Annotated in this window: 19 protein-coding genes and 4 tRNA genes; 7 read left to right on the top strand and 16 right to left on the bottom strand. The window is 68.3% G+C overall.

What is annotated here, in order from left to right:
* The first annotated feature begins 137 nt into the window (after nt 1-137).
* Together AX669_RS11845 and AX669_RS11840 are read left to right on the top strand one after the other, a co-directional pair.
* Nucleotides 138-653 (top strand): hypothetical protein, encoded by a 516-nt coding sequence (locus AX669_RS11845; protein WP_062258606.1) that lies wholly within the window; start codon nt 138-140, stop codon nt 651-653.
* 223 nt (nt 654-876) lie between these two features.
* Nucleotides 877-3,279, top strand: coding sequence for a lamin tail domain-containing protein (locus tag AX669_RS11840; RefSeq protein WP_062258604.1), 2,403 nt, complete (start codon nt 877-879; stop codon nt 3,277-3,279).
* A gap of 130 nt (nt 3,280-3,409) precedes the next feature.
* Here AX669_RS11840 and rplA read toward each other — a convergent pair whose 3' ends face one another.
* The 5 genes from rplA to AX669_RS11815 all read right to left on the bottom strand — a co-directional run bounded on the left by rplA (nt 3,410) and on the right by AX669_RS11815 (nt 6,458).
* Nucleotides 3,410-4,129 carry a 50S ribosomal protein L1 gene (gene rplA / locus AX669_RS11835; RefSeq protein ID WP_062258602.1) on the bottom strand — a complete coding sequence of 240 codons (720 nt, stop codon included), beginning with the start codon at nt 4,127-4,129 and terminating at the stop codon, nt 3,410-3,412.
* A gap of 472 nt (nt 4,130-4,601) precedes the next feature.
* Entirely contained in the window at nt 4,602-5,030 is a 429-nt protein-coding gene (rplK, locus tag AX669_RS11830; protein ID WP_006946271.1) for a 50S ribosomal protein L11, read from the bottom strand.
* A 126-nt stretch (nt 5,031-5,156) separates the two neighbouring features.
* Nucleotides 5,157-5,990, bottom strand: coding sequence for a transcription termination/antitermination protein NusG (gene nusG / locus AX669_RS11825; RefSeq protein ID WP_006946230.1), 834 nt, complete (start codon nt 5,988-5,990; stop codon nt 5,157-5,159).
* Nucleotides 5,991-6,103: 113 nt separating this feature from the next.
* Complete coding sequence (gene secE, locus AX669_RS11820; RefSeq protein ID WP_006946054.1) at nt 6,104-6,355, bottom strand: preprotein translocase subunit SecE; 252 nt, start codon at nt 6,353-6,355, stop codon at nt 6,104-6,106.
* Nucleotides 6,356-6,385: 30 nt separating this feature from the next.
* Nucleotides 6,386-6,458 (bottom strand) — tRNA-Trp (locus AX669_RS11815).
* 145 nt (nt 6,459-6,603) lie between these two features.
* Between AX669_RS11815 and AX669_RS11810 the strand changes: the two genes are divergently transcribed.
* Entirely contained in the window at nt 6,604-7,656 is a 1,053-nt protein-coding gene (locus AX669_RS11810) for an adenosine deaminase (protein WP_006946103.1), read from the top strand.
* A gap of 77 nt (nt 7,657-7,733) precedes the next feature.
* Here the strand turns inward: AX669_RS11810 and AX669_RS11805 are convergent, their stop codons facing one another.
* From AX669_RS11805 to AX669_RS11765, 9 genes are all read right to left on the bottom strand, one after another.
* Entirely contained in the window at nt 7,734-8,846 is a 1,113-nt protein-coding gene (locus AX669_RS11805) for a UDP-N-acetylmuramate dehydrogenase (protein ID WP_062258600.1), read from the bottom strand.
* An 11-nt stretch (nt 8,847-8,857) separates the two neighbouring features.
* Nucleotides 8,858-9,292 (bottom strand): MaoC/PaaZ C-terminal domain-containing protein, encoded by a 435-nt coding sequence (locus AX669_RS11800; protein ID WP_006946241.1) that lies wholly within the window; start codon nt 9,290-9,292, stop codon nt 8,858-8,860.
* Nucleotides 9,289-9,744: a MaoC family dehydratase N-terminal domain-containing protein gene (locus AX669_RS11795; RefSeq protein WP_074040615.1), complete on the bottom strand. Its 456-nt coding sequence runs from the start codon at nt 9,742-9,744 to the stop codon at nt 9,289-9,291. Before AX669_RS11795 ends, AX669_RS11800 begins: the two co-directional genes overlap by 4 nt.
* Nucleotides 9,745-9,990: 246 nt before the next feature.
* Nucleotides 9,991-10,161, bottom strand: coding sequence for a 50S ribosomal protein L33 (rpmG, locus tag AX669_RS11790; RefSeq protein ID WP_006946127.1), 171 nt, complete (start codon nt 10,159-10,161; stop codon nt 9,991-9,993).
* Between the two features lie 61 nt (nt 10,162-10,222).
* Nucleotides 10,223-10,299: transfer RNA gene (locus AX669_RS11785), tRNA-Met, on the bottom strand.
* 32 nt (nt 10,300-10,331) lie between these two features.
* Nucleotides 10,332-10,404, bottom strand: a tRNA-Thr gene (locus AX669_RS11780).
* 250 nt (nt 10,405-10,654) lie between these two features.
* Nucleotides 10,655-11,515 carry a MaoC/PaaZ C-terminal domain-containing protein gene (locus tag AX669_RS11775; protein ID WP_197418912.1) on the bottom strand — a complete coding sequence of 287 codons (861 nt, stop codon included), beginning with the start codon at nt 11,513-11,515 and terminating at the stop codon, nt 10,655-10,657.
* A gap of 1 nt (nt 11,516) precedes the next feature.
* Nucleotides 11,517-12,881, bottom strand: coding sequence for a 3-oxoacyl-ACP reductase (locus AX669_RS11770; protein ID WP_062258595.1), 1,365 nt, complete (start codon nt 12,879-12,881; stop codon nt 11,517-11,519).
* Complete coding sequence (locus AX669_RS11765) at nt 12,881-14,161, bottom strand: acetyl-CoA C-acetyltransferase (protein ID WP_062258594.1); 1,281 nt, start codon at nt 14,159-14,161, stop codon at nt 12,881-12,883. The genes AX669_RS11770 and AX669_RS11765 overlap by 1 nt, the downstream gene beginning before the upstream one ends.
* A gap of 130 nt (nt 14,162-14,291) precedes the next feature.
* Here AX669_RS11765 and AX669_RS11760 point away from each other — a divergent pair, with 130 nt between their 5' ends.
* Both AX669_RS11760 and AX669_RS11755 read left to right on the top strand, forming a co-directional pair.
* Complete coding sequence (locus AX669_RS11760) at nt 14,292-15,140, top strand: TetR/AcrR family transcriptional regulator (RefSeq protein ID WP_062258592.1); 849 nt, start codon at nt 14,292-14,294, stop codon at nt 15,138-15,140.
* A 71-nt stretch (nt 15,141-15,211) separates the two neighbouring features.
* Nucleotides 15,212-17,248 (top strand): acyl-CoA dehydrogenase, encoded by a 2,037-nt coding sequence (locus tag AX669_RS11755; RefSeq protein ID WP_062258663.1) that lies wholly within the window; start codon nt 15,212-15,214, stop codon nt 17,246-17,248.
* A 160-nt stretch (nt 17,249-17,408) separates the two neighbouring features.
* Here AX669_RS11755 and AX669_RS11750 read toward each other — a convergent pair whose 3' ends face one another.
* On the bottom strand, nt 17,409-18,293 hold the full coding sequence (locus tag AX669_RS11750) for an SDR family oxidoreductase (RefSeq protein WP_082740948.1): 885 nt from the start codon (nt 18,291-18,293) through the stop codon (nt 17,409-17,411).
* Between the two features lie 31 nt (nt 18,294-18,324).
* On the opposite strand from AX669_RS11750, the gene AX669_RS11745 reads away from it, so the two are divergent.
* Nucleotides 18,325-18,678 (top strand): DUF952 domain-containing protein, encoded by a 354-nt coding sequence (locus AX669_RS11745; RefSeq protein ID WP_062258588.1) that lies wholly within the window; start codon nt 18,325-18,327, stop codon nt 18,676-18,678.
* Between the two features lie 79 nt (nt 18,679-18,757).
* On the opposite strand, the gene AX669_RS11740 is transcribed toward AX669_RS11745, so the two are convergent.
* Nucleotides 18,758-18,841 (bottom strand) — tRNA-Tyr (locus AX669_RS11740).
* A 199-nt stretch (nt 18,842-19,040) separates the two neighbouring features.
* On the opposite strand from AX669_RS11740, the gene AX669_RS11735 reads away from it, so the two are divergent.
* A complete protein-coding gene (locus AX669_RS11735) occupies nt 19,041-19,541 on the top strand; it encodes a YajQ family cyclic di-GMP-binding protein (RefSeq protein ID WP_062258586.1) in 501 nt (166 codons plus the stop codon).
* Nucleotides 19,542-19,548 lie beyond the last annotated feature (7 nt).

The raw sequence follows: 19,548 nt of genomic DNA, 5'->3' as shown, positions 1-19,548 counted from the left end.
CCACCACGGGAACAACGACCGCAACCGTCGATGCGACTGTGAACACCCGTTTAGCAGACATTCCGTGCGCGACAGGGGAAGGACAGACCCCGAAGCTATCGTGCGTCAACTACACCACCGCGCCACCTGCACCCACGATGACCACCCCCGCATCAGAAACCGCCACAGCGCCAGCAGCTCCGGCCGCGCCCACCTACACCGCCGAACAAGCAGCCACCCAGGCCTGGACGACTCAGACCTTCACGAAGGCCACCGTCGCCATCCAGCCCACCGGCAACACCACCCTCACCGGCTTGCCCACCTACTTCCACGCCACCTACGGCCCCGACGGGCTCGCCCCCGGTGAGACGACCACCGTCACCCTGCTCGGACACACCATCACCCTGCGCCCCACCGACGTCACCTACACCTACCACTACGGCGACACCGCCACCCACGGCCCCACCACCGACGCGGGCGGGCCCTACCCCACCGGCACCGTCACTCACACCTACCCCACCAAGGGCACCGTCACCACCCGCATCGACACCACCCTCAGCGGCCAGTACCAGGAGAACAACGGCCCCTGGCGCACCATCCCCGGCGCCACGACGATCACGGGACAGCCTCAACGGCTCACCATCGCCACCCTCCAATCACGCCTCCACCACTGACCACCGCACCCAGGGAACACACCCGCCGCCCGACCGCTCGCACCCACCCGCCAGCTGCACCACGAATGCGCGACTGCGCGCACGTTCCCCGTGTGGGTGCACAAGTCCCCAGCAGAGTCGCTGCACCAACTGTTCACCCACTGGCCACGATGACGCACCCTGCGCGCCGCGGCCCGCCGCCTACTGTCAGCTCGTCCTGTTGCTGAACTAACGAAAGCCCCTCATGCCACTGCTTCCCCAGCGCCCCACCGCCATCGTCACCGTCGCCGCAGCCGTCGCGGGGCTGACGTCGTTCTCGCTGTCCACCGCAGGTTCGGCGCAGGCTGCGTCGACCACCGTCACGATCAGCGAGGTGTTCGGCGGAGGCGGCAACAGCGGCGCACCGCTGCGCAGCGACTTCGTCGAGCTCTACAACACCTCGAGCGCGCCCGTCGACCTCACCGGCTGGAGCGTCCAGTACTGGTCCGCGTCGGGCACGAGCGCCCAGACGACTCCGCTCAGCGGCCAGGTCGCACCGGGACACCACTTCCTCGTCAAGGAAGCCGACGGCGCGAACGCGTCCGCGCCCGCCCTGGAGAATCCTGACGTGACGGGCACGATCGCGATGTCGGGCACCGCGGGCCGCGTCGCCGTCGTCGACCCGAACGGCGCCACCGTCGACCTCGTCGGCTGGGGCGGGGCGAGCGTCGCGGAGGGTTCCCCTGCCCCCGCGACGACGAACTCGACATCCGTCTTCCGCAAGAGCGAGTGCACCGACACCGACGACAACGCTGTCGACTTCACCGTCGGCACCCCGACGCCGACGTCGTCGGCGGCCGGCGCGACGGCCTGCACCCCGCAGGCGCCGCACGAGCCGTCGACGGTGACGATCCAGCAGATCCAGGGTTCCTCGCACCTCTCGCCGCTCAGGGACGAGCGCGTCAGCAAGGTCAGCGGTGTCGTCACCGCCATCAATGCCACCGGGTTCTGGATGCAGGCCCCGAGCGACGACGACGACGCGACGAGCGACGCCGTCTTCGTCTACACCAAGACCGCGCCCACCGCCGTCGTCGGTGACGCCGTCAGCGTCGACGCCACCGTCTCCGAATTCCGACCGGGCGGCGCCTCGGGCAACGACAACCTGACGACGACGCAGCTGACGAGCCCCGTCGTCACCGTCACCGCGTCCGGGCAAGCGCTGCCAGCGCCTGCCGTCCTCGGCAAGGACCGCATCGCCCCACAGCAGAACGTCGAGTCGGGCGACCCGAAGAACGTCGAATCGGCAGCGGCCACCTTCGACCCGACGAAGAACGCGATCGACTTCGACGAGTCGCTCGAAGGCATGCGCGTCGCCCTCGACGATGCGCGCGCCGTCGGCCCGACCAACCCCAAGTACCGCGAGACCCCGGTCGTGCCCGGCCAGAACGTCGACGCGCTGACCACGCCGCGCGGTGGCGTGCTCTACTCCGGCTACGACCACCCGAACGCGATGCGCGTCATCCTCGACGACCAGGCCAAGCCCGCCAACCCGCTGCCCGTCAGCACCGTAGGTGACGTCTACACCGGCCGCACCACCGGCATCATGGACTACTCCTTCGCCATGCCGCACGTGCACGTCACCGACGTCGCGGGGCACCGCAGCGCCGGCCTGAAGCGCGAGACGACGAAGGCCCAGGGCCTGTTCGAGATGGCCGTCGCGACATTCAACGTCGAGAACCTCGCACCCAGCGACCCCCAGACGAAGTACGACCGCCTCGCCGGCCAGATCACGGGCAACCTGCACTCCCCCGATGTCCTCGCGCTCGAAGAGATCCAGGACAACAACGGCGCCCAGAACGACGGCACCGTCGACTCGTCCACGACCGTCAAGAAGCTCGTCGACACCATCAAGGCCGCCGGCGGCCCGACGTACCAGGCGCGCTGGGTCGACCCCGAGAACGGCAAGGACGGAGGCCAGCCCGGAGGCAACATCCGCCAGGTGTTCCTCTACCGCACCGACCGCGGCACGTCGTTCGTCGACAAGGGAACCCCCGGCGCGACGACGGCCACCGGCGTCACCGGGCGTGGCCTGTTCACCGACCTCACCGTCTCGCCCGGCCGCATCGACCCGACGAACACCGCCTTCACCGACTCGCGCAAGCCGCTCGTCGGCGAGTTCAAGTTCCGCGGGACGAAGGTGTACGTCATCGCCAACCACTTCAACAGCAAGGGCGGCGACGACCCGCTCTTCGGCCGCTGGCAGCAGCCCGTGCGCTCGTCCGAGACGCAGCGCCACGCGCAGGCCACCGTCGTGCGCGGATTCATCGACAAGCTGCTCGCCGCCGACCCCAACGCTCGCATCGTGACGCTCGGTGACCTCAACGACTTCGAGTTCAGCCAGACCACCGACATCCTCGCCGGAAACGGCAAGACAGCGATGACGGACCTGCCGCGCACCCTGCCCGCCAGCGAGCGGTACTCGTACGTGTACGAGGGCAACAGCCAGATCCTCGACCACATCCTGCTCAGCCCCAAGCTCGCCCAGCCCTGGCTCGGCCTCGGGAAGCCGCCGTTCAACTACGACATCGTCCACACCAACAGCGAGTTCCCCGACCAGGACTCCGACCACGACCCGCAGATCGTCCGCATGACCGTCACCCCGTTCTGACGTCATGCGGCCGGCCACGTGATCTGGACGGCACAACAGGCGAGGCCCGCACCCCGAACGAATCGGGATGCGGGCCTCGCCCGTCGAGAAGCGTCGACCGCTCACGTAGAGCGATCGAGCGAGAAGCCGATCAGGCCTGCTCGGCGCCGTCCTCCGTGAGGTTGCGCGTGCGCGACTGGTCGATCAGGATGCCAGGGCCCATCGTCGTGGCCATCGTGGCCTTCGTGATGTAACGACCCTTCGACGCCGACGGCTTCAGCCGCAGGATCTCATCGAGCGCAGCCGCATAGTTCTCGACGAGAGCCTTCTCGTCGAACGAGGACTTGCCGATGATGAAGTGCAGGTTCGCGTGCTTGTCGACCCGGAACTCGATCTTTCCGCCCTTGATGTCTCCGACGGCCTTCGCGACGTCCATCGTCACCGTGCCCGTCTTAGGGTTCGGCATGAGACCACGCGGACCGAGCACCTTACCCAGGCGACCGACCTTGCCCATGAGGTCCGGCGTCGCGACGACGGCGTCGAAGTCCGTCCAGCCACCCTGAACCCTGGCGATCAGGTCATCCGAACCAACGAAGTCGGCGCCGGCAGCCTCAGCCGCCGCAGCCTTGTCACCGTTCGCGAACACGAGGACGCGAGCCGTCTTACCCGTGCCGTTCGGCAGGTTCACCGTGCCACGAACCATCTGGTCCGCCTTGCGCGGGTCGACACCGAGGCGCATCGCAACCTCGACCGTCGAATCGAACTTCGTGCCGGCCGTCTCCTTCGCGAGGCGAACAGCCTCGAGCGGCGAGTACAGCTTGCCTTCTTCGATCTTCTCTTCCGCCGCGCGGTACGTCTTGCTGCGCTTCATCTCAAACTCCTTCAACAGGGAGATCGTGGTTCTACGAGCCAGCGCCGGCCCAACCACTTTCGGGCTCCGCGCCCCCGACACCAGGTCGATCCTGACGCCGCGATGCCACACAGGCAACCGGTTGATCCTACGTGACGTGCGGGGGTGGGGTGAAATCGGCGACGGAGCACGAAGCCCCTGACCCAGGTGAGGGCCAGGGGCTTGCGTCGAACCGGGAGAACCGTCAGACGATTTCTTCTCGACTGATCGACCCGCCGAAACGTCACGGCGGCATGAACATCACCGACCGTACCGAAGGTGCACTCTCAGACACTTTTTCTCGACTGAACGCACCCCGGCCGGAACGTCACGGCAGTACGAACATCACTGCCCGTACCGAGGATGCACTCTCAGACACTTTTCCTCGACTGAACGCACCCCGCCGGAACGTCACGGCAGTACGAACATCACTGCCCGTACCGGCGGTGCACTTTCAGTCGGTGGTAATCCCCATCGAACGCGCCGTACCCGCAATGATCCGCGACGCCATGTCGAGATCGTTCGCGTTGAGGTCCTGCATCTTCTGCTGCGCGATCTCACGAACCTGATCCGCCGACAGGTGCGCGACCTTCGTCTTGTGCGGCTCGCCGGAACCCTTCTGGACGCCCGCAGCCTTCTTGATGAGCTCAGCAGCCGGCGGCGTCTTCGTGATGAACGTGAACGAACGGTCCTCGTAGACCGTGATCTCGACCGGGATGACGTTGCCGCGCTGGGACTCCGTCGCAGCGTTGTACGCCTTGACGAACTCCATGATGTTCACACCGTGCTGACCCAGCGCCGGACCGACCGGCGGAGCCGGCGTCGCCGCACCGGCCTGGATCTGCAGCTTGATGAAACCGGAAACCTTCTTCTTCGGAGGCATGAAGCCACCTCTTTCCTGTCATGGGCCGACGCCGTGGGCGATGACCCGGTTGCATCCTCACCACCCGGACAGGCGATGAGAGGTTGATGACGACCGCCGCGACGAAACGCGCGGCAGGTCGAAGGATCAGATCTTCGCGACCTGGTTGAAGCCCAGTTCGACCGGCGTCTCGCGACCGAAGATCGACACGAGCACCTTGATCTTCTGCGTGTCCGCGTTGATCTCGGAGATCGTCGCGGGCAACGTCTCGAACGGGCCTTCCATGACGGTGACGGACTCGCCGACGGTGAAGTCGACATCCGCGGACGCCGACGACGCGGAGCCACTCGACGCGGCCGCACCCTCAGCCGAAGCCTCCGGCTCCTCGAACGTCGGGTTCAGCATCGTGACGACCTCGTCGATCGACAACGGGTACGGCTGGTGCGCGTTGCCGACGAAGCCCGTGACACCCGGGGTGTGACGCACTGCGCCCCACGACTCGTCCGTCAGATCCATGCGCACGAGCACGTAACCCGGGATGCGCACGCGCGTACCCGACTTCTTCTGCCCGTTCTTGATCTCGGTGTAGTCCTCCATCGGAACCTCGATCTGGAAGATGTAATCCTCCATGTTGAGGCTCGTGATGCGCTGCTCGAGGTTCGTCTTCACACGCTTCTCGTAGCCCGCGTAGGAGTGGATGACGTACCAGTCACCGAACTGCGACTTGAGCTCCGCGATGAACGCCTCGCGAGGGTCGACCGCGTCAGCCTGCTCGGCCGGGGCGACCTCGGCGTCGACGACGGCCTCCTGCTCCACCTCGCGCTCGGCGTCGTCGGCGTGGGCCTCGGCGGCGCTCGGCAGTTCGCCGACTTCGCCCTGCTCGGGCGCCAGGTCAGCGTCAGGCGTGCGCACAGCGCCCGCCGCGAATTCGGCCTCTTCCGCCGCAGCCGGCGAAAGCTGCTCGGGGTTCTGCTCGGTCATCGACCTGCTTCCTTCACATGTGGGGACGTACGTCGCGTGCTCTCACACGAACGCCGCCCGCGCGGCCCCCGCGGGGGCGCTCAGGCGGCGAATCTTCGAGATGGGCCCGGGACTCAGTTCGAACCGAAGACCCAGGAGACCGCACGCGTGAACAGCCAGTCTAGACCGTTGACGTACGCCATGATGACGGCGAGGAAGACCAGGACCGCGATCGTGTACGTCGTCAACTCGTCACGCGTCGGATAAACGACCTTGCGCATCTCGCCGATGACCTGCCGGATGAACAACAGGATGCGGCCGAAGAAACCGCGGCGCTCAGATTCACCCGCGACGGAAGCCCCCGTCACGACATCGGAATCTGCCACGGCCCCGCCCTCTCGGATCAATACGCTGTGCAGGGCACGAGGGACTTGAACCCCCAACCCCCGGTTTTGGAGACCGGTGCTCTGCCAATTGAGCTAGTGCCCTTCGCGAGCGAACCCGCGCGACGCGGCGGTTGAGTGCCGTGTCGACCCCCAACTGTACGGGACGACGACGCTCGAACGGAAATCTGGCCCTCCCCCGTGCGTGATGCGCGGCAGCCGTCGCGCGAGGGCGGTGACAGGATGAGCGGGTGACGAGTCGCGACACCTCCCCCAGCCGCTCCCGGCGAGACCTCGACGCCCTGCCGAAGGCGCACCTGCACCTGCACTTCACCGGCTCGATGGCGTTCGACACCCTGCTCGACATGAGCGTGACGCACGGCGTCCGGCTGCCGGACAGCCTGAGGCGCAGCTGGCCTCCTCAGCTCGCATCGGCCCGCGACGAGCGGGGTTGGTTCCGCTTCCAACGCCTCTACGACGCCGCCCGCGCCTGCGTGCGTAGCGAGGATGACATGCGCCGCATCGTCGACGAGGCCGCCGCGAGCGATGCGCGTGAGGGCTCACGATGGTTGGAGATCCAGGTCGACCCCACGTCCTACGCACCGTTCGTCGGCGGCATCACACCCGCCTTGGAGATCGTGCTCGACGAAGCTGCGCGGGCCGGTGAGCGTCACGGCATCGGGGTGGGCGTCGTAGTCGCGGCGTCACGGCTACGGCATCCCCTCGACGCGCGGACGTTGGCCCGGCTCGCGGCGAAGAACGCCGGCGGTGTCGTCGGCTTCGGATTGAGCAACGACGAACGCCGCGGCGACACCTCCGCGTTCGCGCCGGCGTTCCGCATCGCGCGCAACGCGGGCCTCGCCTCACTGCCCCACGGGGGCGAACTGCTAGGCGCCGACGCCGTGAGCGAGACGCTCGACGCGCTGCACCCCACGCGGCTCGGGCACGGGGTGCGTTCCGCGGAATCGCCTGAGGTGTTGGCGCGCGTCGTCGATGCCGGCGTCGGGCTCGAGGTGTGCCCCGGCAGCAATGTGGCACTCGGCGTGTACGAGAGCGCCCCGGAGGTGCCCCTGCGTCCCTTGTTCGACGCAGGCGCGCGGATGGCGCTCGGCGCCGACGACCCGCTGCTGTTCGGCTCACGCCTCACGGATCAGTACCGCACCGCGCGCGACGTCCACGGATTCAGCGACGCCGAACTCGCCCAGCTCGCGCGCGACAGTTTCACGATCTCGAACGCGCCGGCGGACGTCGTCGCGGCCGCGGACGCCGACATCGACGCCTGGCTCGCCGCACCGCCTGCTTGAGCGCTCAGCCGGCCTCCCAGATTGCTGCGTCGCGCTCGAGCATCGAGTGCGCGGACGCCCGAGGTGGGCGGAGCGGGTCAGGCGATCGGTTCGAGCCCGACCCACACGGGCTCGGGCACGAGACGCACGCCGAACGCGGCCTCGACGCCGTCGACGATCTCGGTGGCGAGGGCCACGACGTCCGATGCGCCGGCATCGCCACGGTTCGTCAGAGCGAGCGTGTGCTTGGTCGACAACGCCGCCGGGCCGGGCATGTTGTACCCCTTGCCGAAGCCGGCCTTGTCGATGAGCCAGGCCGCCGACGTCTTGAGCAACCCCGGGTGCGCCGCGCCGGCGGGGAATTCGGGCGGTGTGGGTCCGTCGGCGCCGAGGCGCTCGGCCGCTCGCTCGCGGATGCGCGCCATGACGCGTTCGGAGACGATCGGGTTGGTGAAGAACGAACCGCACGACCAGGTGTCATGATCGGCCTCGACGACGACCATCCCGCGCTTGGAACGCTGGGCGAGGACGGCCTCGCGGGCGTCGGCGAGCGGAACGCGATCGCCCTGCTCGACGCCGAGCCCCGCGGCGAGATCCGCGTACGCGATGGGCTGGCTGCGATCGGCCTTGCGCAGCTGGAACGACACGTCGAGCACGACGTAGCGACCGCTCGCGTCGCCATCACGGAAGGGGGTGTTCTTGAAGAGGCTGTGACGGTAGGTGAAGTCGCAGTCGGCGTTGGCGAACGTCTTGATCTGCTGGGTGACACGGTCGTACGTCCGTACGCTCGCGACGGTCTGCGCGACCTCCTGGCCGTACGCGCCGACGTTCTGCACGGGCGTCGCGCCGACGAGCCCCGGGATACCCGACAACGCCTCGATGCCGGACCAGTCGTGGCTGCACGCGTACGCGACGAACTCGTCCCACACCATGCCGGCGCCGACACGAACCGTCACGCCCCCGCAGTCGGAGTCGTGCTCGACCTCGAGGGTGTCGTTCGCGATCTTGACGACCGTGCCGGGAAAACCCTCGTCCGCGATGAGCAGGTTCGAACCGCCCGAGAGCACGAGCAGCGGCTCCTCGGCGTCATCGACCTCGCGCACGACGTCGACGATCTCGTCGATCGTCTCCGCGACCACGAGACGTCGAGCAGGGCCACCGACATGCATCGTCGTCAGGCTCGCGAGCGGGACGTCGAACTGCTCCTGCATGAAGACCTCGATCAGAGTTGGATGACTGCTCTCGTTCGACTCAAGACCTTAGTGCCTGCCACCGACACCGCCGCGTCCAGCGTCACCCTGCCCGCGTCGTCGTCGCGCGAGAACAGCGAGACGACGATGTCGACGCGTGCATCGCCGCCGGCAGGCACGACGACGGGCGCGGCGAAGCGGGTGCCGAAGGAGACGATCAAGTGCCCCTGCGCCAGCTCCTCGATGCGTGAGGCGACCAGCCCCATCGTCAGCATGCCGTGGGCGATGACGTCGGGCAGGCCGACGCTCTTGGCGAACGCCTCGTCCTGGTGGATCGGGTTCTGATCGCCGCTGGCGTCGGCGTAGGCGACGAGATCGGCGCGTCGAAGCGTTTCGCTCGTCTCGAGCAACGTGTCGCCCGCGCTCGCGGACGTGAGGTCGACGCTGCGGTGTTCGTGCTCGCTCATGCGTGTGCCTCCTCTGCCCTGATGACGACGACGCTCGTCGTGTCAGCTCGATGCGACCCATCAGCGGTCGTGACGGCGGTGGCGAGCGTGACCATGTCGTGTCCGCCGGCCGAGCGAACGCGCGCGACGGTCGTCTCGGCGATGAGCGCCTCTCCCGCGACGATCGGCGCGTGATGCGTGAACGTCTCCTCACCATGGACGAGGCGCGAGAAGTCGACGCCGGCCTCCTCATCGCGCATGAAGAGCGCCTCCGCCTGCTGGGCGAGCGTGACGGCGAACGTCGTCGGCGCGACGATGTCCGTGTGGCCCGCGGCGCGGGCGGCGTCGACGTCGAGGCAACGGTCGTCGCTCGTGCGGACGGCGCGGGCGAACGTCACGATCTCATCGCGCGTGACGACGTGCGCCTGCGGCATGCGGTAGGTGCGGCCCTCGACCGCCGGGTTCACTGGCATGTCTCGACGCTAGAGGTGCCTCGGCGTTACTCGGAAGTCGGAGAGGCGCGAGGTCGAGGCGCGCATAGGTTCGAAGACGGCAGCACGACGGACGTCAGACGCATGTGACCGACAATCGCAGATGGGGACGAAAATCGCGAAGGTGGACAGGATTCGCCGATGGGGCGGGAATCGCAGATGGGGCGGGGTTGCGAAACGGCCGTCACCCTCGAGGGGTGACGGCCGTGACGTGTGGTTCAGACGAGATCAGCGGGTCTCGCGGTGAGCCGTGTGCTTCGTGCAGCGCTTGCAGTACTTCGCCAGCTCGAGACGGTCGGGGTTGTTCCGACGGTTCTTCTTGGTGACGTAGTTGCGCTCCTTGCACTCGGTGCAAGCCATCGTGATCTTCGGGCGAACGTCAGCGCTCTTCGAGGCCATGTCCTACACCTACTCTCAAAAAAGTCGAAAACTGTCGCGAGACAGACTGTCGGGAAAAACTTGGTAGCGGGAGCGGGACTCGATCCCGCGACCTCACGATTATGAGTCGTGCGCTCTAACCAGCTGAGCTACCCCGCCATGCCATGATCGCCGTCTCCGGCGCTCACGCGAGCCCCCAAACGGAATCGAACCGTTGACCTTCTCCTTACCATGGAGACGCTCTGCCGACTGAGCTATAGGGGCCTCACGCCACTGCCGCCGAGGCTATTTCAGCTGCTCAGCGCGTTTCAGGCGCGAGGAACACCTTACACGGCGCCCGAACGAACACGAAATCGACGAGCCCACGGCGCCGGACGCGGTGCCGCCGCGGATCGCCCCACGAAGTCGGGATCGGGTCGTCGTCACCGTCCCGGCGCCGAGACGTGTCACGCACGAGACGCGGGATCCCGACGGCACGTCATGCCGTCGGGATCCCGCGTCTCAGGGGTGTGCCTCACAGCGGACGGATCGTGCCCCGAGCGTGCTCCGTGCCCTTCTTGGCGTTGCGCAGCGCGAGGTCGAACGACCCCGGCCCGCCCGCAGACTGCGCGATGAAACGCACCGTCGACGGGATGAGCACCGGCTTCTTGAACGCAACGTTCACCTCGTAGGCGTCGGGCAACCGGTTCTCGAGCGCGCCGAGCATGCGGGCCTTGCTCCACATGCCGTGCACGATCGTCGTCGGGAAGCCGAGCGCCTTCGCGGCGAGCGGGTTCATGTGGATCGGGTTGACGTCGCCCGACACCTTTGCGTATCGGCGTCCGAGGTCGCCGGCGAGGCGCCACGTTGCACCGAAACCGTCGATGGCGTCCGGCTCGTCGACCTTCGGCGGCACCTCTCCGTCGACCTTCGCGCCGCGAAAGAGGTACGTCGAGCGGTCCTCCCACACGAGTTCGCCGTCGACGTACGCCTCACCGACGAGGTCGGCCTGCGCACCACGGAAGTGCGGGCGCAGGTTCTCGACCCGCGCGCGCAGCTCCAGCGTCTCGCCCAACAGCACCGGACGGTGCTGACGGATCGTGTTCTCGAGGTGCACCGAACCCATGAGGGCGAACGGGAAGCCCGGATCCGACATGAGCGCGACCTGCAGCGGGAAGACGAGCACGTGCAGGTACGTGCTCGGCACCCGGTTGCTCAACGCGAACCCGCAGACCGCGTCGTAGTCGGCGACGTCCGCGACGCTCGGCGTCACGTCGCGTCGCACGACCTCGAGGTCGGGCAGCGTCCGCCCCTTGCGCTTCGACCCGGTGACGACGGCTTTCGCGAACATGGGGCCGAGCTTCTTCTCGCCCTTCAGCTCGATCGTGCGCGTCACGTCAGGCTCCGATCTGGCTCTGCCCGCACACGCGCAGCACCTGGCCGGTGACGCCCGCCGAGCCCGGCTCGGCGAAGAACGCGATGGCCTCGCCGACGTCGATCGGGTTGCCGCCCTGCATCATCGAGTTGAGGCGGCGGCCCACCTCGCGCGTCGCCATCGGAATCTTGGACGTCATGTCGGTCTCGATGAAGCCGGGCGCGACGGCGTTGACGGTGATGTCGCGCTCGGCCAGCTTCTCCGAGAGCTCACGCACCATGCCGATGACGCCGGCCTTCGACGCCGCGTAGTTCGCCTGACCGCGGTTGCCGCCGATACCGGAGGTCGAGGCGACCGACACGATGCGTCCGCGGTCCTTGAGACCACCCTTCGTCGCCGGGTCGAGCAGCACCTCGTTGATGCGGAACTGCGCGCCGAGGTTGACGTCGACGACCGAGTTCCAGCGCGCCTCGTCGGTGTTGACGAACAGCTTGTCGCGCGTGATGCCCGCGTTGTGGACGATGACGTCGAGCTTGTCGGCGTGACGGGCGACGGCTTCGGCGATCTTCGCTCCCGCGTCGGGTGAGGTGATGTCGAGCCCGAGCGAGGTGCCGCCGATCTCGTTGGCGACCTTGCTCAGCGCGTCCCCGGCGGCCGGGATGTCGACGGCGATGACGTGCGCACCGGCGCGGGCGAACACGCGCGCGATCTGCGCGCCGATGCCGCGCGCCGCACCCGTGATGACGGCGACCTGGCCTGCGAACGGCTGGTGCCAGTCGGCGACCTCGGTGACGGCGTGCTTGCGGATGCGGATCGGCTGACCCGACACATACGCCGAGCGGCTCGAGCCGAAGAAGCGCAGCGGCGCCTCGAGCACGGCCGCGTCGCCCTGGGCGTCGGGGTCGATCCAGAACAGGTTCGCCGAGCCGCCGGCGCGCAGTTCCTTGCCGATCGAGCGCGTGATGCCCTCGAACGCCTGCGCCGTCGCGGCGGCTTCGACGTCGTCGAGCGCGGACGGCGTCGTCGCCATGACGATGACGCGCGCCGACCTGCCGAGCGCCTTGACCGCCGGGATGGCGATCTCGCGGAACGTCTCGAGGTCGGTCAGCTTCGTCGCCGCGGTGACGTCGATGACGAACGCGCCGAGCTTGTCGGAGTACGTCGCCTCTGCGGTGGCGTCGACCACGTCGGCGCCGGAGCCGCGCAGGATCGCCGCGGCCGTCGAACCGACGACGCCGGAACCGACCGTGCCGACGGCGGCGGGGCCGTCGAGCAGGTCCTGACCGACCTCGTAACGGCGCAGGACGGGCGGCTGCGGCAGCCCGATCTGCTTGGCGAGCTTCTTGCCGAAACCGTTGTTGACGAAGTTCGAGTAACCGTCAGCCATCACACTGCCTCCAGAATCGCGACGACGCCCTGGCCACCAGCGGCGCACACGGAGATGAGGCCGCGGCCGGAGCCCTTCTCGTGCAGCTGCTTGGCGAGCTGCGCGATGATGCGGCCACCGGTGGCCGCGAACGGGTGGCCCGCGGCGAGCGAGCTTCCGTTGACGTTGAGCTTGCTGCGGTCGATCGAGCCGAGCGGCGCGTCGAGACCGAGCTTGTCCTTGCAGAACTCGGGGCTCTCCCAGGCCTTGAGCGTGGCGAGCACCGTCGAGGCGAACGCCTCGTGGATCTCGTAGAAGTCGAAGTCCTGCAGGCTCAGACCGTTGCGCGCGAGCAGGCGCGGCACCGCGTACGCGGGGGCCATGAGCAGGCCCTCCTTGCCGTCGACGTAGTCGACCGCGGCGGCCTCGCCGTCGACGAAACGGGCGAGCAGCGGCAGATTGCGCTCCTTCGCCCACGCCTCGCTGCCGAACAGCACGGCCGAGGCGCCATCCGTCAGCGGCGTCGAGTTGCCGGCGGTCATCGTCAGGCCCTCGCCCTTGCCGAAGACCGGCTTGAGCTTCGCGAGCTTCTCGGCCGTGCTGTCGGGACGCAGGTTGTTGTCCTTGGCGAGGCCGAGGAACGGCGTGATGAGGTCGTCGAAGAAGCCACGCTCGTAGGCGGCGGCCATCTTCTGGTGCGACGCGGCGGCGAGCTCGTCCTGGGCCTCACGCGTGATGCCCCACTCCTTGGCCGTGATGGCCATGTGGTCGCCCATCGCGAGGCCGGTGCGCGGCTCCGAGTTGCGGGGCTGCTCGGGCGCGAGCTGGTTCGGGCGGATCGAGGCGAACGCCTTGAGGCGATCCGGCGTCGTCTTCGCGTAGTTCGCCTTCATGAGCGTCTTGCGCAGACCCTCGTTCAGTGCGAGCGGCGCGTCGGACGTCGTGTCCGTGCCACCGGCGATCGCCGAGTCGATCTGGCCGAGCTTGATCTTGTTCGTCACCAGGATCGCGGCCTCGAGACCCGTCGCGCAGGCCTGCTGGATGTCATAGGCCGGCGTCGTCGGCGCGAGGTGGCTGCCGAGGACGGATTCGCGGGTGAGGTTGAAGTCGCGCGAGTGCTTGATGACAGCACCGGCGACGACCTCACCGAGACGCTCACCCGAGAGGGAGAAGCGCGAGACGAGGCCGTCGAGGGCCGCCGTCAGCATGTCCTGGTTGGAGGCCTTGAGGTAGGCGCCGCCCGAGCGGGCGAACGGGATGCGGTTGCCGCCGATGACGTAGGCGTCACGGATCGTGGTCATGAATCGCTCCGGTTGAGTCGTGGTGGGTCGTGCGCGAGTCGATGACGAGGCCGCGCGGACGTCAGCACTCGTCAAAACTTACCGATACGGACAGTAGCAGGTACGGCGCGTACGCGATACCGTGTCAGGCATGTCCACCACCACCCGAGCAACGAGCGCCCAACCCGACGGACGCGACGCGCGCTGGGCCGCCCATCGCGTCGCCCGCCGTCGCGAGCTCGTCGACGCCGCCCTGCGCGCCATCCGCCGTCACGGCGCCGGGGTGGGGATGGACGAGATCGCGGCCGAGGCCGGCACGAGCAAGACCGTCATCTACCGTCACCTCGGCGACCGGCTGGGGCTCTACCTCGCCGTGTGCGAATCGGTCGACGCGCTCATCCTCGCCGAGATCGACGCGGCCGCGAGCGCCACGTCGGATGGTGACGGCGACGCCCGCGCCACCGGTTCGTCCGCGCGACGCACGCCCGGGCCCGCGATGCTCGGCGCCGTCATCGACTCCTACCTGCGCCTCGTCGAACGCGATCCCGAGGTGTACCGGTTCGTCGTGAGGCGCCCGGACGTGACGCTGCCGGAGGGTCCTGGCGATCCCGTCACCGGCCTTTCGGGACGGATCGCCGACAACCTCTTCGACCTCCTGCTGGCCTTCGGCCCCGACACCGAGGAAGCTCGCGGGAGAGCGCGAGCGTTCGCGTGGGGCGTCGTCGGCCTCGTCAAGGAATCGGCCGACCGGTGGCTGGAGAGCCCCGGCGGATTGAGTCGCGCGCAACTCGCCGCCCACCTCGCCGCGCTCGCCCACGGCGGCCTCGCCGGGGCGCTGGCGCGAGACGCGCCAGGGCCGGCCGATGCGCACATCGCTACTGCTGGCCCCGGCGGCGTCGACCAACCCGACCGCCCCGCCGACACCGGACGCGACGAGCGAAGCATCCACGACGACACTGCCCGATCCGACGAAACACCGACGTTCGACCCGGCCGGATGACACGATCCGTTCCGAGGCAGCTCTCACCCGCAGGCCGCACCGCGGCGCCCGCGGCCGACAAGGAGGACGACATGAGCACGACTCCCGAGACCACGACCGAGAACACTTCGCCCGCGCCCGCGACGAACGACGTCGTCGAGCAGATGCGCATCGCGCTCGACGGGCCGTGGCGCGACCTGCGCGAGCGGATCCGCGGCGAGCTGCCGTGGGAGGCCATCAGTGGCACGCCCGGCGAGTCGATCGAGGCTCAGCGCGAGCGAGTGACGCGTCAGGTGCTCGCGCTCGCCGACAAGGGGTACGGCTCGATCGGTTTCCCGACGCAGTACGGCGGCACGCTCGACTACGGCGCGTCCTGCGTCGCGTTCGAGATGGAGGCCTACGGCGACCTGTCGCTGCTCATCAAGAACGGCGTCCAGTTCGGTCTGTTCGGCGGCGCCGTCTCGCGCCTCGGCACCGACAAGCACCTCGCCGCGTACGTGCCCGACATCATGAGCGGCAAGCTCATGGGCTGCTTCGCGATGACGGAGGTCGGCCACGGCTCGAACGTCGCCGCCGTCGAGACGACCGCGACGTACGACGTGGAGACCGACGAGATCGTCGTGCACTCCCCCACTGTCTCCGCGACGAAGACGTACATCGGGAACGCCGCCAAGGACGGACGCGCGGCCGCCGTGTTCGCGCAGCTCGTCGTCCCGAGCGTCGGTGACGTCGCCGACGGCGAGGAGGAGACCCCGAGCAAGGGCGTCCACGTCGTCGTCGTGCCGATCCGCGACGAGGACGGCAACCCGATGCCGGGCGTCACGATCGGCGACAACGGCGTCAAGGGCGGGCTGCCCGGCGTCGACAACGGCACGATCGCGTTCGACCACGTCCGTGTGCCCCGCGAGAACCTGCTCGACAAGTTCGGTGGCATCGACGAGACCGGCACCTACGTCTCGGAGATCGACAACATCAACCGGCGCTTCTTCACGATGCTCGGCACGCTCGTGCGCGGCCGCGTGTGCGTCGGCGGCGGCGCGGGTGCGGCGGCGCAGAAGGCGCTCGCCATCGCCGTCCGCTACGGCGACCAGCGGCGTCAGTTCTCCGCTCCCGGCTCGCCCGACGAACTCGTCGTCCTCGACTACCTCGCGCATCAGCGCAAGCTGCTGCCGCGCCTCGCGAAGTCGTTCGCGCTGCGCTTCACGCAGAACGCCATGACGGCACGCCTGCAGGAACTGGAGGACGCAGCGACGTCGTCGGAGAAGGAGACGCCCGGCGCCGACCACGAGGACGCTCAGCGTGAACTCGAGGCGTGGGTCGCCGGCATGAAGGCGCAGACGACATGGCATGCGCTCGACACGATCCAGGCGTGCCGCGAGGCGTGCGGCGGCGCCGGGTACATGGCGGCCAACGGGCTGACGCAGATGCGCGCCGACGTCGACGTGTTCGCGACGTTCGAGGGCGACAACACCGTCCTCATGCAGCTTGTCGCGAAGGGGCTGCTGACGGAGTACAAGGACCAGTGGGGCGATCTCGACATCGCGGGAACGATCGCGAAGGTCACCGCGCAGACCGTCGAGGGACTCGTCGAGAACACGCTGAAGCGTGCCGGCCTGCAGCGCCTCATCGACGGCGCGACGCCGCGCAACGACGAGACGGCGCTCGACTCACGCGGCTGGCAGGAGTCGATGTTCTCCGAGCGCGCGTCGCACCTGCTCGAGACGGCCGCGATGCGGCTGCGCAAGGCGGGCAAGAGCGACGGGTTCGCCGTGTTCAACGCGGCCCAGGATCACATCCTCGCCGCGGCGAAGGCCGACATCGACCTGCGGATCTTCGAAGCGTTCAAGGAAGGCCTCGAGGCCATGCCCGAGGGCGAGGCGCGCGAGCTCATGGCGAAGGTGTTCGACCTCTACGCACTGGCGTCGATAGAGGAGGACAAGGGCTGGTTCATCGAGCACGGCCGCATCACGGCGTCACGTTCGAAGGCCGTCACGACGCGCATCAACGAGCTGTGCGCCGAGCTGCGTCCCCACGCCGTCGACCTGACGAAGGCGTTCGGCATCCCCGAGTCGTGGCTCGAGAACGACCTCATCGACCTCGGGCAAGACCGCGCCGGTGTGACGGCCTGACGACGGGTTCGACGCCTCGCGGGTTACAGGGCGCTTCGGCGGCCGACGCATCGCGGCGCGAATGCTGACGGGCGCCTCACCTGGCTGGTGAGGCGCCCGTCAGGCGTTCTGTCCGCGCGTCTGGTGATGTGCCTGGCCGCACGCGGGGGCGTCCCGGGGCTCAGCGCACCGGTTCGCTGGAGGCGACGAGCTGTTCGAACGTCATCGCCTTCTGCCCGGTGAGCAGTCGCACGTCGTTGCTGACGACGTCGAGCTCCCCCGCGGCGATCGCCGTGTAGGTGCTCACCCATGCGTCCATCTCGAACGGCTGCGGGTCGTACTTCTGCCGTGACGCGCGCGCCTGCTCGATCGTCTCGGGTTCGTAGCGGAAGTCGCGGTCGCGACCCGCGCTGAGGATGGCGGCGATCTCGTCCAGCGTCAGGGCCTGCGGGCCGGTGAGATCGTACGTGCGGCCCGCGTGCTCGCCCGGCGCGAGGAGCACCGCCTGCGCGGCACGGGCGACGTCCGCTCGGGCGACGGGCGCGACGCGTCCGTCACCCGCCGGGCCGCGGAGGACGCCGTCCTCGTCGGCGAAGTGCTCGAAGACGTCGGCATAGAAGCTGTCCCGCAGGAACGTCCACACCATGCCAGAGGCCTTGATGTGCTCCTCCGTCGCGAAGTGGTCGCGCCCGAGCGTGAACGTCGAATCGGGCGCCGCATTGAGGAACGAGGTATAGACGATGTGCTGCACGCCCGACTTCGCGGCCTGGTCGACGAAGTTGCGGTGCTCCTCGACGCGCGTCGGGCTCTCGGCCGCCGACACCATGAACAGGGTGCCGACGCCCTCGAGCGCGGCGGCGGCGTCGGGGGCTCCGTACTCGGCGACGGCGACCTCGCTCTCACCGTCGCCGTCACCGAGATGTGGCAGGCGCGAGACGTCGCGCAGGAGAAAGCGAACCGGGCGTCCCGGTGCCGAGACGAGGCGCGCGACGGCGCCGCCGACGGCACCCGTCACACCGGTGACACCGATGCGGGGAAGAGTGGTGGAATCTGCGCGAAAGGCCATGTGCCCATCATGCCCGTCTATCGTGGCGCGCATGAGAACGATTCAGCACATCGCGGTGGCGGAGGAGTGGCGGGACGCGCTCGAGAACGGCGAGTACATCTGGTCGACGCGCGGCATGACGATCGAACAGGTCGGCTACCTGCACGCGAGTTTCCCCGAGCAGGTGCGGCCGACGCTCGAGCGGTTCTACTCGGACATCGACGTGCCGCTGGTGCTGCTGACGTTGGACGCGGACGCCATCGTCGCGGCGGGGCTCGAGGTTCGCGTCGAACCCGCGCTCCCCGGCGCGGTGGGCAGCGAGAAGTTTCCGCATGTCTACGGTGGCCCTCTGCCGACGTCATGCGTGAGCAACGTCGAGGCGATCGGACAGCCGCCGGCTGCGTGAGCGTGGCGCCCACTCGGCAGACGGGCCTTGGCAAGACGAGAGCCCCGCAGACGAATCTGCAGGGCTCTCGGTGCATCTGTGGTGCCAGGTGAAGGATTCGAACCTTCGTAGCTTTCGCGACGGATTTACAGTCCGCTCCCATTGGCCGCTCGGGCAACCTGGCGCGCGTGCTCGGAAACCATAGCAAGAGCGCGCGCCGTTGAGCGAATCGGCAGGGCACGCGCGGGTGTGCGAGGTCACGGCGGCGCGGCGGCGTCGCCGTCAGGAAATGATGCCGGCTGGAACGGTGACGCGACGGCGCGGGATCGGCGTCACGGCATAATGAGGCGCAGGAAGCGCCCGCGTTCAACGAAGGAGAAACCGTGGCAGACAGCTCGTTCGACATCGTCAGCAAGATCGACAAGCAGGAGGTCGCCAACGCGGTCAACCAGGCCGCGAAGGAGATCAGTTCTCGCTATGACTTCAAGAACGTCGGCGCGTCGGTCGAACTCTCCGGGGAATCGATCGTCATGAAGGCCAACTCCGAGGAGCGCACGCTCGCCGTCCTCGACGTGCTGCAGACGAAGCTCGTCAAGCGTGGTGTGTCGCTCAAGACGCTCGACTACGGCGACGACGAACCGACGCCGAAACTCTCCGGCAAGGAATACCGCCTCGAGGCGAAACTCAAGGAGGGCATCTCGAGCGAGAACGCGAAGAAGATCAGCAAGATCATCCGCGACGAGGGCCCCAAGAGCGTCAAGGCCCGCATCGAGGGTGACGAACTGCGCGTCACGAGCAAGAGCCGCGACGACCTGCAGGAGGTGCAGGCCCTGCTCAAGGGTTCCGACCTCGACGTCGCACTGCAGTTCACGAACTACCGCTGACCGGCGT

Origin of the sequence: Dermacoccus sp. CCH2-D9, from assembly GCF_001556795.1 — a bacterium.
Classification (GTDB): domain Bacteria; phylum Actinomycetota; class Actinomycetes; order Actinomycetales; family Dermatophilaceae; genus Dermacoccus; species Dermacoccus nishinomiyaensis.
Note: the sequence above shows the minus strand (reverse complement) of the source record. Positions and strands in the feature narration are given on the sequence as shown.

What these genes read in the sequence shown, in the direction of transcription:
- AX669_RS11845 (WP_062258606.1), top strand. Translation starts at nt 138, where the DNA reads ATGACCACCCCCGCATCAGAAACCGCCACAGCGCCAGCAGCTCCGGCC.
- AX669_RS11840 (WP_062258604.1), top strand. Translation starts at nt 877, where the DNA reads ATGCCACTGCTTCCCCAGCGCCCCACCGCCATCGTCACCGTCGCCGCA.
- rplA (WP_062258602.1), bottom strand. Translation starts at nt 4,129, where the DNA reads ATGAAGCGCAGCAAGACGTACCGCGCGGCGGAAGAGAAGATCGAAGAA.
- rplK (WP_006946271.1), bottom strand. Translation starts at nt 5,030, where the DNA reads ATGCCTCCGAAGAAGAAGGTTTCCGGTTTCATCAAGCTGCAGATCCAG.
- nusG (WP_006946230.1), bottom strand. Translation starts at nt 5,990, where the DNA reads ATGACCGAGCAGAACCCCGAGCAGCTTTCGCCGGCTGCGGCGGAAGAG.
- AX669_RS11805 (WP_062258600.1), bottom strand. Translation starts at nt 8,846, where the DNA reads ATGCAGGAGCAGTTCGACGTCCCGCTCGCGAGCCTGACGACGATGCAT.
- AX669_RS11800 (WP_006946241.1), bottom strand. Translation starts at nt 9,292, where the DNA reads ATGAGCGAGCACGAACACCGCAGCGTCGACCTCACGTCCGCGAGCGCG.
- AX669_RS11795 (WP_074040615.1), bottom strand. Translation starts at nt 9,744, where the DNA reads ATGCCAGTGAACCCGGCGGTCGAGGGCCGCACCTACCGCATGCCGCAG.
- rpmG (WP_006946127.1), bottom strand. Translation starts at nt 10,161, where the DNA reads ATGGCCTCGAAGAGCGCTGACGTTCGCCCGAAGATCACGATGGCTTGC.
- AX669_RS11770 (WP_062258595.1), bottom strand. Translation starts at nt 12,881, where the DNA reads ATGGCTGACGGTTACTCGAACTTCGTCAACAACGGTTTCGGCAAGAAG.
- AX669_RS11765 (WP_062258594.1), bottom strand. Translation starts at nt 14,161, where the DNA reads ATGACCACGATCCGTGACGCCTACGTCATCGGCGGCAACCGCATCCCG.
- AX669_RS11760 (WP_062258592.1), top strand. Translation starts at nt 14,292, where the DNA reads ATGTCCACCACCACCCGAGCAACGAGCGCCCAACCCGACGGACGCGAC.
- AX669_RS11755 (WP_062258663.1), top strand. Translation starts at nt 15,212, where the DNA reads ATGAGCACGACTCCCGAGACCACGACCGAGAACACTTCGCCCGCGCCC.
- AX669_RS11750 (WP_082740948.1), bottom strand. Translation starts at nt 18,293, where the DNA reads ATGGCCTTTCGCGCAGATTCCACCACTCTTCCCCGCATCGGTGTCACC.
- AX669_RS11745 (WP_062258588.1), top strand. Translation starts at nt 18,325, where the DNA reads ATGAGAACGATTCAGCACATCGCGGTGGCGGAGGAGTGGCGGGACGCG.